This window comes from Flavobacterium xizangense (genome assembly GCF_054075145.1).
The window spans coordinates 129,044-143,805 of record NZ_JBSIPG010000007.1; the positions used below are offsets into that span (position 1 = coordinate 129,044).

Below are 14,762 nucleotides of genomic sequence, written 5' to 3' on the forward strand. Positions count from 1 at the left end.
CAAAATGTAAGCTTCTGTTTTATTGTTTCCATTACTAATATAGAAATGAAATTTTTCAAAAATATCAAGGTTACGAATCCAATTTGGATTTATCAAACCAAGCTTAGTTAGTTCTTTTATTTCTTTTGTGCGATGTTTTAATTTGATGTAAAGCATAAAGCAAATATAGTTATTTATAATAATATATTCTATTACCACAAATTTTTTGGGCATCTATATTTTTCACTTCGCACGGCTGTAGAAAGTGGACAACCACATCCACCTTCTTTTTTACTGCAATACATACCTTGAATTTCTGAAATAGAATAATCCGGAAGTATGGCCGTGTGTAATCCGTGTGTAGCAGCCGGACATTTTGCACAAATCGAAGCTCGTTCTTTTGCTTTGGCCAAAGTTGCTGGATCATCTGCTTGAAGATATTTACTCCAACCATTTATTATATCATCTAACTTGCCCATAAATCTGCTCCATCTGTTATTTTAGCGTAATCATCCATTTCAGATTTTAACTCTGTGAATGAAGTGTATACAACTGGTTTTGGTAAATTTAAATTAGCTTCAGATACTTTAGCTGCTAACAAATCATAATCAATGCCTTGTGAATTGCTTGTATTACTATACATCTGAATAACTGATCGAGGTAAAAACTGACTTGAAAAATCAATACCTGAGTTTGAGTTTATCGCTCTCAATAATTCTGTATTGTTTCTAGTAGCCTCAGCATTTATTACACTTTCTCCAACTGAAAGATGAGCTGGAATACTATCGCTTGTGCTGGTGCCTGGACCATCAATATCAACAGCTCCTTTTGCCAACTTCAAACCTGATACTTTAGCTGCTTGAGCTACTCCAGTCGCAATGATAATACCTCCTTGAATTGTTGCATTTACAGCCAAAGCAGCAGTTAACGGATTCGAAGCAAAAACAGCAGCTTGTTGGAATGCTTGAGTAGCATTTTTAACAGTCGTAAAGGTTATTTCTGCAAGTGCTAAAGCTTTTCCTAAAGCTGTTTGCTCACTTACGATTCCTCTTATTCCCTGAATAACTGCTAACTCCTGATTAACTTTAAACTCAGCGACTGATTTGTCAAGTGCTTTTTTCTGAGCAGCATACTTTTGGTTAATTAAATCAATGTCAGCACCATTCTTTTTGGCAGCTAACAATTCAGCATCATTTAATCTTTGCAATTCTGCTTGTCTAAAAGCAAATTCATTATCTGCATTTAACTGATCATTTGCTAATTTGTTTTCTAGATCGATAGCTTTCTTATCCAAATCAGCTTGCGCCTTCTCTTCTTCAACTGCTTTTTTGTTTTCAGCAAACGTATCATCAATTACTTTGATAGCCGTATTATATTCCTCCTGAGTGATCTTACCTTGATTCAACTTCTCAGTTTGAAACGCAGCTTCAGCTTCAGATATCCTATTTAAACGATCGATCTCTTGTGCAACTAACTCATCAGTTAAAAACTTATTAGCATCTAACTTAGTTTTGTTTGTATCCAAAAATACTTGAAGTTCTTTTTCAGCATTGGCAATTACAACATCAGACTGAACTTTCAAGAATTCATTTCGGATATTATTCTGATCCGTCAATAATTTAAGCTTATCAACTTCTGTCTTTTTTGTAGCTTCAAATTCTTTCTGAGCTAACTGTAATTTCTTATCTCGAATTTGCTCTTCGTACTTTAAACTATCAGCCAATGATTTAGCTCGAATACCTTGTTGCGAAATAAACAAATCCAGTTCGGCTTTTACCTTTTGAGCTGCTTCATCTAATAGTTTTTGTCTAGCTTCCTCAGCTTTTTTGGCAGCTTCTATTGCTGCCTGACGCGCTGCTTCTCTAGCTACTTCCTGATCTTCTAATAACTTATTTTGTTTGTTGATGTTCTTTTCTTGATTAGAATAAAACTCATTTTCAATATCCGTATTGGCCAGAACCGCTTTCTTTAAATTGTCGAAAAGCTCATCCGTATTATTGGTTTTACTTTCTACATATTCTTTGTAAGCAAATCCTCTTTTCTTTAATTCTTCAAATTCGATATCAGTTAGCTTGGCCTCGTTTTTAATTTGCAAAAGAGCTAATCTCATTTGCTCATCATTGTTTGCTTTTCTTTGATCAAAATCATCTTGTTCAAGTTTAGCTGCTTTTTGAAGTAAAGCCAATCTATCTTCTTCAGATTTGGTTCTATCCTTTGCCTGAATATTTAAACGATTAATTTCAGCTCTGTTTTTAGCGGTTTGGATCTCTTGTGATTCCATTGCATCTTCAAGATCCTGCTGTGCTTTTTTAAGTTTCGCAGCTTCATCATACGCCTCTCCCATTGCTTTACCCATGTCTTTAAACCCTTTGATTGGATTAGCTAGAAAGGATCCGATTTTTTTAAGTGTTCCTCCCAGATCATTAAGTCCAGTTACAAAGGACATAATTCCTTGTTGAACAACTTTGATAACGGCACCAAATCCAGACATCGCCTGTTCAACAACATCTACTACTGGTGTAAATGTTTTCAGATAACTAATCAATAATGCTATTGCTATAACAAGCAAACCTATTCCAGTGGCAGCTACAGCCAAAGCGAATATTCTCATTGCACCAGTTCCTAAGTTAGTTGCAATGGTTAGTGCCTTTTGTGACATACTCATACCTTCAGTTTCGGAACTTGCATTCCTCATTCTTTCAGCAGTCTCCGTGATGTCATCTTTGAATGGCTTCCAAAGTTTTGTGCCGACTTTTAGAGTGTCGTTAATTATGGATAATTGACCTCCAAACAAACCGCTTTCTTCAAGTGCTTCACTTATCGCTTCTTTGTAAGCTCCGATTCCCATTGTTTGTTGTTCCTGTTGAGATACATTACTTTTAATGATTTTGTTATTTGCATCTATTTTAGCGTTGATTTCTGCTAAAAGCTTTAACTGCTCCTCATCTTCTAAGTTTAGTTCATTTCTGATCTTCTTAAGTTCTGCGTTGTTCTTGGTTGCTTCGTTAATTGATTTGTTTTCCTGATCTAATGCTAAAGTTATTTTTTCATTTACAGTCAAAAACTTTTCATCAGCAGATATCAAATTAACAAGTTGCTTCTGGTTCATATTGTACTCAGAAGAAAGCTTGCTTACTTTTGCAGCGAGTTGAATATAAGTATCACTAGAAGTATCTCCGGCCTTTTTTAAAGCTGTCATTGATTCTCTATTCTTGTCAAGTTCCGTTTTTAACTGTGATGATTTTGCAATGATGGCATCCGTATCAATGTCTAATTCTATAATTTTTCTCTTATCCATTTTGTAAAAAATAATTGTCAGTATTTATTTTTCTATAAAAAGTTCTCTCGCTTATTTTAAGCACTTTAATCGCTTCTCTATTTGATTTATATATCTCATTGGTTAATTTATTTATAACAATTTTACCTTTGATTTCCTTTCCTTTTTTTGCTTGTGACATTTTTAGTTTGGATTCTTCAGAATGGATTGACCCTTTTTTTCTTTCAGACATTTTAATTTTAGTTTCATCCGTATGCCTAGATCCTTTTCGATGACTGGTATTTTTAGAATAAAACTCTTTCATAAAATTTGAATGTCGACTTATAAATTCTTCGGAATGTTTTTTACCTGAATTTGCTTTGCCTATTTTTATTTTAGTTTGTTCATCACACTTTCTTTTTCCTGCTTGTCTTATTTTTTCTAAAGATATTTCCGTGTGCTTATAACCTTTGTTGGATTTTCCAATACCTCCAATACCTCCTAATGTACAATTGTAATTACTTTCCTGATTTATGAAGTCTAATGAAACTATCTCTGCTTCTTTATTTAATGCATCTAATCTATTGTCAAATACAAACAGAATATCTCTTTTGAAATTCTCTTTTCCATATCTCTTTAAAGCTTTTAAAAAAATTCTTCCTGAGCCTAAATATCCATCTTCAATATTTTCAGTACTGTGAATGCCTATGTATATTTTATCATTTAATAGGTTTGTTGTTCGATAAACTAAGTGCTTCATTTTCTCTGCCATTTTAAAAATCTTCTATTACGTTTACAAATTGAGATACAACACCTGCTTTTGATAAATTTATAATCCACGGAATTGGTACAATTCCAAAGAATCCATTTCCTTTATATTGAACATCGACTACCATATATTTTTCCGTGACCGCAATTGAAATTGGCAATGCGAAATTATTTAGATCGTTTTGGCCGAAAGTAATTTCACTTGGCAGAGCTAAATCAGTATCAAAGTCAACTCTAATTGTTCTTGTATTGGTACTCTCATTGATTGAGATGTTTTGCATATGTGTTATTGTGATAAAAGTCAACTCTGGAGCTGGCGGTACGTACTCGCAAAGCATTGCGTTCTCAAACATGAAATGATTTGATTGAACAGCTGGTACCGTAAGTTCCAAATTGAAATCCCAAAAACCGCCAGACAAAACCGTAACTGTGATTGTGTTGGTTGATGGATTAACTACTGCAGTATAATATCTTTCTGGACCAAGTTCCGGAGGCGGTATAACTCCAAAAGAATTTGGCTGACCAACAACCAGAATATTAGTTGGCAAATCAGCATCAGTATCAAAATGAATAACTACATCACAACCTGAAGTTTCAATATTTGTAATTGTGATGAAGGTACCTGGATTACTTTCCGGTGGAGCTAAAGTTTTTCTATAATCAACTTCTATTATTTCGCACTTAGTTGTTTTTCCTTTGATGAAGTTGACAATTTTATTTACTAAATAATAGCTGGCTAGCTTGTCAACGTAAATCAAATTTTTGAACGTGAAGTTGGCGACATCTCTGGATTTAAGATTAAAATTTACTTCAAGAGTTTTAGACTTATCCAGTAAACTTTCCATATCTGGATAATTATCAAAGATGATTTCCTGCCAGCTCAATCTGGAATAATCTTCTTTTTGAATTGTTAAAACAGTTGTATCAGTATTTAAACTTTCAGAACCAATGGCAATTTCATCTCCAAAAGTATGAGGTTGCGCTCTTAGGAAATAGTATCTACCAGTTAGCTCTTTGTATTCAACTGTGTTGTCGTCTTTTATTTCTTTATTCCAGAACTTATAAGTATTCAGCAGCAATCCGACAACGTAAACCTTAAGTCTTTCCGGACTGTATATTTTAGAATTAACAATAGTAATTTCATCAGCTAAGTTTTCATTACTAACTGAAAGAAATCCATCATTATAATCAACATTATCATCGTTGTAACGATACTTGAAAAGGTTTTTCTGTGCATAATTTGAGAAAATATACTTTTCAGAAACCTTATTATTGAATTTATCGGACCAATCTTCTATGATATCACTCTGAACGATCTCTTTAATACTTCTAAAGTCAACGTTATTGGTGTATTTATCCTTAAACATTGTAAGCGCAAACTCCGTCATGATCTCATTCATAAAATCTTTTGCTTTGAAATCTAGCAATGCTTCTTCAAAGTTTGCATCATAACCTATTAGATAATCCAAAGTTGTAACCATCGAACCATTTAAAGGATTATTTACACCGCCTCCAATGTATCCGGTAACAGGAGAAGATATATAAAGCTTATCTCCAACAGCTGCATTGATATTGGCAGTAGTTATGGAAGAATCAAATGATCCTGTTGCTTTAACCTCATCAATTGAGTTTTTTAAAGTCCAGTTTAGGAAAGATGATGTAGTTGAATTGTTCGAGAAACTTCCAACAGCTTTAACTCTGAACACACCAGTTTGTTTGATGGTAGTAAACGTATTGTTGTTAGTTGCATAAGCATCATCGAATGTGGCCGGAAACAAAATAGAATAATAGAAATGAACGTATTCAATTCCGGTACCAGTTGGAACAGCAGATGTATTTTGTCCAATCTCTGAATTCTGAGAAGTGATTACATTAACAATTGGTTCCAAAGTAGGTACTGGTTTCGGGAATGTCATCCAATGATTTAAAAACTTTTCAGATTCAAAAACAGATCCACTATAAGTGAAACCAGTATATTGAAAAATACGATCCCACAAATAACTTGTTCTTGCGCTTGGCAACTGATAATCGATGTTCAGAGCATCAGTTGATGTTTTGTTATTGCCATTGTAATCAGCAATGATGTACATGTAATTTAGATCTCCAGCAAAAGAAGCAATTACATTATCAAGATTTTTAACGTGATTCAGATCCGAAATACCAACATCAGTTAGTGTTAAGTTTTCAATTGCTTTATAAAGATCAATATTCCCATCATAAACATATATATCATATCCTTTGCCCTCGGTTAATTGAGTGATGTTACCCCAACCCTTATAGATTAAGCATTCGCCAGTATCAGAATCAAATAAATCCACTACAGCTCTTTCATATGGGAGATTAGATTGACTACCAACTAAACCGACTTTATCTAAATTTCGGATGTTTTCCGCACATGCCGGAGCTATAAACTTGTTTGTGAAGTTGGTTTGCCGACTTGAAAACTTAGCAAGATCATTTACTTGCTTTGTTTGAGCAATCGGCTTACTATCTGAAAGCTTTATCTGCTTACCATTTATGTAAAGAATATAACTCATAATGCTTGCATGTATCTACTTGGTAATTCAAATTCTATATAATAGCTATACAGTTTTTTCTTTGGTTCTTTAATTAAGAATGTTGATGTTTTCAAACGAACTTCCATCCAGTCGTTAAGATTTGCCTTTGCGAATCGTTCGCCTGTAAACAGATAAACTTTAGGACTATCGATGATACCTTCTAAAATCAATCTGTCACGATCTGGCAATCTTTCACCAGCGCACCTGATGGTTTCTTCTCCTGTTTTTCCAAGTTGAAGAGTTGGTGATGAAGTATCTTCCAGATTGTAGAAATCATTTTCTATCTCGGATCCGTACTTTGCCGATCTGGTTCTAAAATGATTTTGAGAAAGAAGCCAATAACTAAAACGGCCATTCTTGTTTAGGAACTTTATATACACTCCACATCTAGCCTCTTCTTTATATAGCGTTAAATTTAAATTCTGATTTATGCCACCGATAAAAAACTGAATGTTGTTTTCTCCAACAACTAACGGTAAGAAGTTTTCAATGTTGATATCCGTCCGGCCATCTGAGATGTAAAGAGAGTTGAACTTTCCTTTTGAAAGGAACTCATGCTCCAATCCGTTCGACATGTTTTTCAATACAAAAGGTGATGTCGGATTTTGTGGATTATAAAAAGTAAACTCAAATGGATAACCGCTCCAGTATCTTAAATAAGTTGAATTATTGGATCTGTCTTCAACTGGAGATAGAACTGCTAACTTATTTGGAACAAACAGGATTTGATTCTTCTTATAATCGGTGATCTGGTCCACTCCTGTATAAAACTTTAAATCTCGTGATACTACTTCAATGGATGCATCTGTAAAGTTGATTCTGATCGTTACGGTACCTTCCAAATAAAAACCGTCCGATACATCATAAGTGAAAGTATTAGAATCCGCATCATTCAAATCATAAGCCGTATCATCAGCAAAGTTCTTAGTGTTGATCTCTGCTGAAATGTATTCTTGAAAGTTAAAATAGAACGTTCCGTTTGGATGTGGATAAAGCAAAACATCAATTCCTAGACCGATAATTTGAGCTGTAGCCGGAGTTAATTCCGAATCAGAACTAAATCTTACAATATGATTATTATAAGCAGTCAGCAGCTTATCTGTAGGTATGTCTTTTGTAAATACTATAGCCATTGTTTTATGGTATTAAGAATTGAATAAATGATAAAGAATGCGATGTATAGAGCTACATACTTTACCAAGATCACTTTTATTATATTTCTTCTGAATGCTCTCATTATGCTACTTGTTTAAAAATCTCTAATACATCAACTTCAATTCGGCTCATATATACTTCGCCAAGTTCAGAGATCATTTCTTCTATGTCATTGGCTAAGAAATCATCTACAACCGCACTAACTACTTTTTCTTTGTTAAATTCATTCGGTACCTGGATACCTTCATTTGCAATCTTTCGAGCTATTAAAAAAGCAAACTGTTTTTTCTTTTCTCTGAATATTGGAGGTAGGTTCTTCTTTACTTCAATCCACTCTTCAATTACATTGATCGGAGGAAACTTTCCGGATCTCCTTCCATTTTCCATAAACTCCGAATGAAAAGCGCCCCACATGATCATTTTTGTTGGTGTAGCTTCTGGCTCCAATTCCTTTTCATAATCACCAGATGCTCGAAGTCCTAGCTCATCATACTTTGCAATGAGCTTCAAACGAAGTGTTTCTAAATACTTATTGTAAATAGCTACGTTTCCACTTGTATCAAAAGCTCTATCACTCATATTCGATTGTGAATTTTATCTTCAAACCATCCATGTTAGTATCATACTCATTCTCAACTTCAGTTTCTTTCCACGCTGTTATGGTCCATCCATCACAATCGGAGAAAGCATTATACACTCTTTCGGATTCTGCTTCCAGATTCTTGATGTGAGTTTCATACTTATAATCATAAGTTGGATCACTAAACTTTGACCTAACCAGTAAAACCATTTCACCATCATATCGAGTTCCGGATATAGCTCCATGTTTATTGATTGCAAAACCTCGATCTTTCCAAAGAAGGAATAAATACTTTTGACGATCTACAAAAGGCAACAACTCATCTGGTGGATAATCACCTCTGTTCTGCCAATAATCCTTCCCGTACTTAAAAGTCCATTTTGGATTGGGAGCTGTTGCAGTGTTGAACTGACTAACTATTTGTTTTAGACTTTCTACTAGCATTTTCTTGTAATGTTTTATTGATATCGTATCGTTTCTTATCTATGCACAACTTTCGAAAGATCTTAGCATAAGCCAGCTTTAACCAATCATCACTTTTTAGCAGATCTCCTTTAGTCAAAACATCCAATGTCAAACTATATCCGAACTCTTGAAGTTCTTCAGCTCCGGCATTCTTCTCTTCATCTGAAAGCTCGTTTTCCAGTTCTTGAAATTCGATCCTGATCATATCTGATACTTGATGACAAACCCATTGATAAACTGCAAAGGCGTTAAACATCTCCAGCCGTACGAAATCTTTTTCCGTGATGCCAAAAACGATCTTAAAGACCTCAAGCATATTCTCATCAACAATGGCCATTCGTAGTTCTATGATATCAGACCATGTCAAAAACCAGAGGCTATCTACCTTTGGCTTGATGGTTTTATATTTGAATAGTCCGTTAACTCGCAATTCATTGTTTTGCTTTAGACTTCCCAGAACTGTATAATTTATGAACTCTCTAACATCTCCAGATAATCCGGAAAATTGCGAAAGCATCAATCTACTTTTAAATACATCATCTATGCTAACTTGCTTGAACCCCATGTTCCTTTTGGTTTTTTAAGTGAATTCGAAACTGCTATATATAAACAGTCGATCATTCCTTTTTGCTTTTTATTTGGGAACGTTTTAACCTGATCTAAAAAAGCATCATTCCAACTTCCTCTAATTAACTTTACTCTTTTGCTTTCACATATTGGTGAAATGTCAGTAGCTCTGGCAACTTTATCTTTGATCGGAGCAGCATCTTCTTTGATATTGATTTTGGTATCTCGTTTGATCTGCTGCACTAATGACTTACCACTTGCCTTTGGTTCTACATAAATCATTGATTTACTTGAATAGCCATGTAAAGCAGAAAATGCAATGGTATGTTTGACCAGTTCCGGAAACTCTTTAAATATTCCGGCTGCATGTCGTATGTACATTTCATTGTTAATGGTACCAAACTGCATATATCCACTTTCATCATTTTTAAGATCTTCTGAATACGCAGAATCGACAGCCGTATTCCAAACAATATTGTTGTACTCGATTTTCCAATCTATAATATCAAACCAAGCCACTTTTAAAACTCCACCTTCTGGAGGAGATTCTTCTTGTCCGTATTGATTTGAATATCCATAACTTCCAAGATCTGTTTTAGCCTCATTCAAAACATGAAATGGCATACGAACAGGATCTAATAAACCATTCACATATCTATCTTTTAACTCAGATGGTTTAACTCGGTCAGATAACTCAGCTGGCAAACAAATATGTTTTACAGATTCACCTTTCTTAACCAGAATGTAACCAGTAACATCTTCTTGATGCAACCTTTGCATTACAGTTATTGTTGGTGTATTCTCCTTATCAACCTTACGAGATGATAATGTCTTAGTATGCTCATTTGCACTTTTCCTGTCAGCTTCACTTAATGCTTGAGATGGATTCAAAGGATCATCATTGATAATAATGTGAGCGTGCTTTCCTGTGATCGTTCCGCCTGTTGATGTTGTGTATCTGGCACCTCCAGATGTATTATCATAATTCTGCTTTGTTGCTTTATCAGCTCTCAACCTAACATCCGGAAACAATGTTTTGAATTTATCACTCAGAATTATATCTCTTGACTTAACTGAATGTTCTGTTGACAGATCACTTGAGTATGAGTTGGTGATAATTCTAACTGTTGGATCTTGGGTCCATAACCAAACCGGAAACATGATTGTGCAAATTGTACTTTTCGATGTTCCAGGTGGAATGTTTATAATCACATCATATGGCTTCGCTTTTCGCTCAATTATAAACGGTGCTAAATACTGCAGTTCATCACATAGGTATTTAATATGCCAGTTATAAACAGGCTTTTCCTTTATGATCACATCCCAGAACAAACGAACAAAATCATAGAATGACTTTGTAACTCGTTCCCGTTGTACTGATAATATCGTTTCATTACTTATCACCTGGCTTTAGCTTTAATGATATTTCAAAGAGCTGTTCTTTCTCCTCCTCCGTTAAATTGGCAGTATCAAAAGATATTTTGTTTGAGTTCTCAACTTCTGTTTTATCTCTCCATGTATCCGACTTTCTATTTTTCAACCAGAATGATTGACTTCTGAAATCAGCTGGAATGGTTTTTTCAACTTCAACTATTTTAACCGTTTCCTTTTCAACTCGCTTTCCGGCTCTGTTGTATGAAACCTCTTTACACTTGATGGCCTGTTGTTCAATTACTGTTCTATCTTGTGTTGTTTTATACAGAGAATTAGCAACCTCCATGTCGGCTATTTTCTTTCCATTTCTTATGGACTCAAAAAACACATCGTTATCTTTCTTCCAATTGTTGATTGTCGTTTCGGTTACTTCGAAGAAATCAGCTAGATCTTTATCCGTTGCACCCAATAAACAAAGCTTGTAGGCTTGTTCGTTATACTCTGTTTTATAAAGAGCTGGACGACCGCCTTCGTTACCTTCTGCGTATTTATTTCCTTTTGGTGCTGGCATTTGAAACTTATTTTTATCTCAACAAATATACAATTTTTGGTAATATATAATATTACCAACTGAAAACAAAAAAAGCCACTCGATGTGAGTAGCTTTTTATATATTGATTCTATTTGACAAGTATCGCCTTTGGGTGTTTCCTTCCTAGTGAAATGTATTTCTTTTTGGCTTCGCCCTTCTTAGCGCTTAAGCTTTGTCTTTATGCTTTCGGTTTTGCGGTCGCTAACTTTACGGCCCACATACTCGCTTCTTCTAAAGTTGTAATTGTGATTGCTGCAAGTCTTGGATCGTAGTCCTTAATTTCTTCAACAACATTAATCAACTTGGCAATTTCACTTTTAAAGAAATTCACATTTCCCACATTGTCCGGATTGAATTCCGTTCTAACGATTTTTTCTCCTTTGGATAATTCTTGAGCTTCTGGCATACTGAATGATTTTTAGTTAAAATTATTGAGATAACAAATATAATCTTTTTAGTCATATAATATATTACTTATGTTAAATAAAAATAAATGTTAAATTTATTTCACGACACATTATTGTGTCGTATCTTTACTGGGTCGAAATGAAACATTTATTATTAACAATTAAATTTAAAAAAATGATTACAAAAGAAGTTTATTTGAAAGCTTTGGGTATTGTTGAAGCTTATCACATTCAAATCAGATTGGAGGCTTTAGAAATTAAAGAAGTTCAGGAAAAGCCAAAACAACAGTACAAAAATAAAGAACACTTAAATGTCGGTGATGCTGTAGAATGTGTAGAAGTACACGGAAATAGTAAAGGTAATTTAACTATTGGGAAAGAATATCCAGTTAAAAGAATCAATGGTCATTATTTTTATGTTGAAAATGATCAGGGAAAAATAAGACACTACAGTTTTTCAAACTCTCAATTCAGAGCATTAAATTAATCAACAGGGAGGGGTATAAAAGCCTCCTTTTAAAACAAAACAAATTATGCTTAAGATATTAAAGAATATAGATAAAAAGATTGTGATCTGGTTTAAAGCTGAAATTCTGGATTATCCTTATTGGAGAGTTTCAGATAAAGATAATGAGTGGATCGGCTGCTTCACATTTAAAAGAAAAGCCAAAAAGAATGCTAAAGCAAAGAATGCAAAGTATTTCATCGATTACAATTTTATTATCCTTCGGGATTACCATTCTAAGTAAACAAAAAAACCTCTCAATGCGAGAGGTTTTTTACCTTTGTCGAAAGGAAACTTAATTAAAAAATTAAATTCATTGCAAATATATGGAAACTAAAGACAAGATAATTAAAGTTCTTGATGAATTCGGGATGTCTGGAGTTAAAGCAGCTGAAGCGATGGGAATTGCTTATGATACATTCAGAAGTAGAAAGACCGGAAAAAATTCTGGCCACAAATTCAGCGAAAAGAATTATCAGGATCTAATCTCATTTATTAAATCAAGGGCTGAAAACTTGTTATAATTTAGGACACCCGCATTAATTGACTAATCAATAATGAAATATAACTTTGTATTCCTAAAAATGAAGTTATGACTGGAAAAGAAAAGGAAGCTGTAAAAGATCACATTAATAAAACAGCTGGATGGAATGAAAACAGTAAAGGATATCAAGCAATCAAGCAATTATTTGATAACAATGAGTGGTACATGTCAATGCAGGCAGAACCTGATCTTTATTTTGGAATTGCTCAATGGCTAAGGAAAATAGGTTTAGAAGTAGAAATTAGGCGTCAAGAAATAAAATTAGATGAAGATGCCTTGAGAAAATATTATATAAATGTAATGGGATTGCAGACCGAACCAAAAGAAGAAGAGAAAAGTTATTATGAACGCTACATAGTAAATAAGAAAAATGATTAAATAATAAGCCACTCCTAACAAGTGGCTTTTTTGTCTCCACCCTGTGGGCAAAGTTAACTCAAGGCTTGGTTTTACTAAGATTCTATTTTTTACGTTTTTTCTTTTTTGGAGTTAAATTTGTCGGATGTCCTTTCCTTCTTTTTTTAGTAGCTCCTCCGTTTTGTTCGAATGATTCTCTTCTTTCCCAAGCTTCAGCATCATCTCGCTTGCGTTGTTCTAATTCTTCGTTTGACCACATAGTTAATTATTTATATTAAAAGAAACTTCGTCTCCATGCTGATACAAGTTACCTCGATTGCTGCAAACACCTCTACCTGATTTTGATTCATAATCTTCACATTGTGCTTTTTTACACATATGTCGTTCGACACATTCGCCTTGTTGCATACACCAAATAAAATCAGGATTATCACTATCCGGAACTGCTTCAATCAATGTAACTTTTTCTAAACCTTCATTCTTTGCATCCTGTAAATGACTTTCAAGCGGACTGCAAAACGTATCATCAACACTTTGAAAGTATAATTTTGGTTTCTCTGTTTTCATATATCTATGATTTTATTAATAGCGTGTCTATTTGAATTTGTCCAGGTATCAACACGGCCGTCTTTATGTTCATCAACCCATTTTATCATATATTCCGAAAGTTGTTTGTGCCAAATCTTTTGATCTTCAACTGGCTTCCAATGATCGTTTTCTGATTTTTTAGCATTCTGCAAATATTCTTTTATCTCTCCGGTGGCATTTACCATCGGCAAGTACAGCCATGCTGGTGTGTAGCTAAACGAAAGTTTATCTGCAAAGCAAAGTTTCGAAGGATTTGCGCCATGTTTTTTAGCATAGTACCGAGAATGATACATTGATAACTCAGCCCATTTTTTACCAAATACGCTCATTATCTTTGCTCCCAGTTCTACATGTGTTTCTCCTTCTTCTCCGTCCATATTAGGTTTACCTACATAACCAAGATCGTGAACAAAGAATGCAATCCAAAGCCTTGGATCAAAAGGAAATCCATATAATTTAGTCCATGCTACTGCTACAAAAAATGGATGCAAGAAAAAACAATGCGCTCCAAACAATACTGATTTAGTTCCTATTTTCATTTTCATTTTTATTTACTTTAGAGTTAAAAAAATACAGTCTTTCCCGTTGTCAGTCTTATTATAATTTAGCAGGGGTTAACACAAAATTTCCTCCTTACATACCCTCTTTAGAAACAACCATTATAACTAGCAACCTTGCCGACCAGCAAAGATTTTCATATTACGTAAGGAGTGTTATACTGCTATCCTCATTGAGTGTTGCTGCAATGATCTGTAGTTGTTTTTTACTAATGCTTTTGCTTGGTTTACCTCAACTGCATTCCCGATGAACTTCTTTTGCTCAGTCTGGGTACCTATGAGTTTATAATCTTTCGGAAATCCTTGAATCTGTTTTAATTCTGGAATGTTCAGCATTCTCATTTTAATATCAACTACTCCATGAGAAACCATAAACTTTTTAATAAGGATCATAGTTTCAGAATCACTTTCATAAACTGGAATTGTAATCTCGCCAAGCTCAGTTGAAACCAAATAGAGAGGAGCTTTATCTTGTCGAGCTACAACCGTACAACATGGATTGTCAATGCT

At 34.2% G+C, this 14,762-nt stretch carries 19 protein-coding genes; 4 read left to right on the plus strand and 15 right to left on the minus strand.

The window, feature by feature from the left end; all coding sequences use genetic code 11:
* Positions 1-191 precede the first annotated feature (191 nt).
* The 11 genes from ACWA1B_RS16390 to ACWA1B_RS16440 all read right to left on the minus strand — a co-directional run bounded on the left by ACWA1B_RS16390 (position 192) and on the right by ACWA1B_RS16440 (position 11,700).
* The gene (locus ACWA1B_RS16390; protein WP_456908690.1) at positions 192-458 is read right to left on the minus strand and encodes a hypothetical protein; all 267 of its coding nucleotides are present in this window, start codon (positions 456-458) and stop codon (positions 192-194) included.
* A complete protein-coding gene (locus ACWA1B_RS16395) occupies positions 446-3,277 on the minus strand; it encodes a hypothetical protein (RefSeq protein WP_456908692.1) in 2,832 nt (943 codons plus the stop codon). Before ACWA1B_RS16395 ends, ACWA1B_RS16390 begins: the two co-directional genes overlap by 13 nt.
* Positions 3,270-4,007, minus strand: coding sequence for an NUMOD3 domain-containing DNA-binding protein (locus tag ACWA1B_RS16400; RefSeq protein ID WP_456908694.1), 738 nt, complete (start codon positions 4,005-4,007; stop codon positions 3,270-3,272). The genes ACWA1B_RS16395 and ACWA1B_RS16400 overlap by 8 nt, the downstream gene beginning before the upstream one ends.
* Before the next feature lies 1 nt (position 4,008).
* On the minus strand, positions 4,009-6,540 hold the full coding sequence (locus ACWA1B_RS16405; protein ID WP_456908696.1) for a hypothetical protein: 2,532 nt from the start codon (positions 6,538-6,540) through the stop codon (positions 4,009-4,011).
* Positions 6,537-7,694: a hypothetical protein gene (locus ACWA1B_RS16410; protein ID WP_456908698.1), complete on the minus strand. Its 1,158-nt coding sequence runs from the start codon at positions 7,692-7,694 to the stop codon at positions 6,537-6,539. The genes ACWA1B_RS16405 and ACWA1B_RS16410 overlap by 4 nt, the downstream gene beginning before the upstream one ends.
* Positions 7,695-7,797: 103 nt before the next feature.
* A complete protein-coding gene (locus tag ACWA1B_RS16415; protein ID WP_456908700.1) occupies positions 7,798-8,295 on the minus strand; it encodes a hypothetical protein in 498 nt (165 codons plus the stop codon).
* Positions 8,288-8,740: a hypothetical protein gene (locus ACWA1B_RS16420; RefSeq protein WP_456908702.1), complete on the minus strand. Its 453-nt coding sequence runs from the start codon at positions 8,738-8,740 to the stop codon at positions 8,288-8,290. The genes ACWA1B_RS16415 and ACWA1B_RS16420 overlap by 8 nt, the downstream gene beginning before the upstream one ends.
* Positions 8,709-9,326, minus strand: coding sequence for a hypothetical protein (locus ACWA1B_RS16425; RefSeq protein ID WP_456908704.1), 618 nt, complete (start codon positions 9,324-9,326; stop codon positions 8,709-8,711). The genes ACWA1B_RS16420 and ACWA1B_RS16425 overlap by 32 nt, the downstream gene beginning before the upstream one ends.
* On the minus strand, positions 9,302-10,732 hold the full coding sequence (locus ACWA1B_RS16430) for a phage terminase large subunit family protein (protein WP_456908706.1): 1,431 nt from the start codon (positions 10,730-10,732) through the stop codon (positions 9,302-9,304). Before ACWA1B_RS16430 ends, ACWA1B_RS16425 begins: the two co-directional genes overlap by 25 nt.
* On the minus strand, positions 10,722-11,273 hold the full coding sequence (locus tag ACWA1B_RS16435) for a terminase (RefSeq protein WP_456908708.1): 552 nt from the start codon (positions 11,271-11,273) through the stop codon (positions 10,722-10,724). Before ACWA1B_RS16435 ends, ACWA1B_RS16430 begins: the two co-directional genes overlap by 11 nt.
* 199 nt (positions 11,274-11,472) lie before the next feature.
* Positions 11,473-11,700, minus strand: a complete 228-nt coding sequence (locus tag ACWA1B_RS16440) for an Acb2/Tad1 domain-containing protein (RefSeq protein ID WP_456908710.1) — start codon at positions 11,698-11,700, stop codon at positions 11,473-11,475.
* A gap of 176 nt (positions 11,701-11,876) precedes the next feature.
* Between ACWA1B_RS16440 and ACWA1B_RS16445 the strand changes: the two genes are divergently transcribed.
* The 4 genes from ACWA1B_RS16445 (at position 11,877) to ACWA1B_RS16460 (ending at position 13,128) form a co-directional block, all read left to right on the plus strand.
* Complete coding sequence (locus ACWA1B_RS16445) at positions 11,877-12,188, plus strand: hypothetical protein (protein WP_456908712.1); 312 nt, start codon at positions 11,877-11,879, stop codon at positions 12,186-12,188.
* Between the two features lie 46 nt (positions 12,189-12,234).
* Positions 12,235-12,450, plus strand: a complete 216-nt coding sequence (locus tag ACWA1B_RS16450) for a hypothetical protein (protein WP_456908714.1) — start codon at positions 12,235-12,237, stop codon at positions 12,448-12,450.
* An 82-nt stretch (positions 12,451-12,532) separates the two neighbouring features.
* Positions 12,533-12,730: a hypothetical protein gene (locus ACWA1B_RS16455; RefSeq protein ID WP_456908715.1), complete on the plus strand. Its 198-nt coding sequence runs from the start codon at positions 12,533-12,535 to the stop codon at positions 12,728-12,730.
* Between the two features lie 68 nt (positions 12,731-12,798).
* A complete protein-coding gene (locus ACWA1B_RS16460) occupies positions 12,799-13,128 on the plus strand; it encodes a hypothetical protein (RefSeq protein ID WP_456908717.1) in 330 nt (109 codons plus the stop codon).
* Positions 13,129-13,210: 82 nt separating this feature from the next.
* Here the strand turns inward: ACWA1B_RS16460 and ACWA1B_RS16465 are convergent, their stop codons facing one another.
* From ACWA1B_RS16465 to ACWA1B_RS16480, 4 genes are all read right to left on the minus strand, one after another.
* Positions 13,211-13,366, minus strand: coding sequence for a hypothetical protein (locus tag ACWA1B_RS16465; protein WP_456908719.1), 156 nt, complete (start codon positions 13,364-13,366; stop codon positions 13,211-13,213).
* 2 nt (positions 13,367-13,368) lie between these two features.
* The gene (locus ACWA1B_RS16470) at positions 13,369-13,674 is read right to left on the minus strand and encodes a hypothetical protein (protein ID WP_456908721.1); all 306 of its coding nucleotides are present in this window, start codon (positions 13,672-13,674) and stop codon (positions 13,369-13,371) included.
* Entirely contained in the window at positions 13,671-14,240 is a 570-nt protein-coding gene (locus ACWA1B_RS16475) for a hypothetical protein (RefSeq protein WP_456908723.1), read from the minus strand. The genes ACWA1B_RS16470 and ACWA1B_RS16475 overlap by 4 nt, the downstream gene beginning before the upstream one ends.
* Positions 14,241-14,408: 168 nt before the next feature.
* Positions 14,409-14,705 (minus strand): DNA cytosine methyltransferase, encoded by a 297-nt coding sequence (locus tag ACWA1B_RS16480; RefSeq protein WP_456908725.1) that lies wholly within the window; start codon positions 14,703-14,705, stop codon positions 14,409-14,411.
* Between the last annotated feature and the right edge of the window lie 57 nt (positions 14,706-14,762).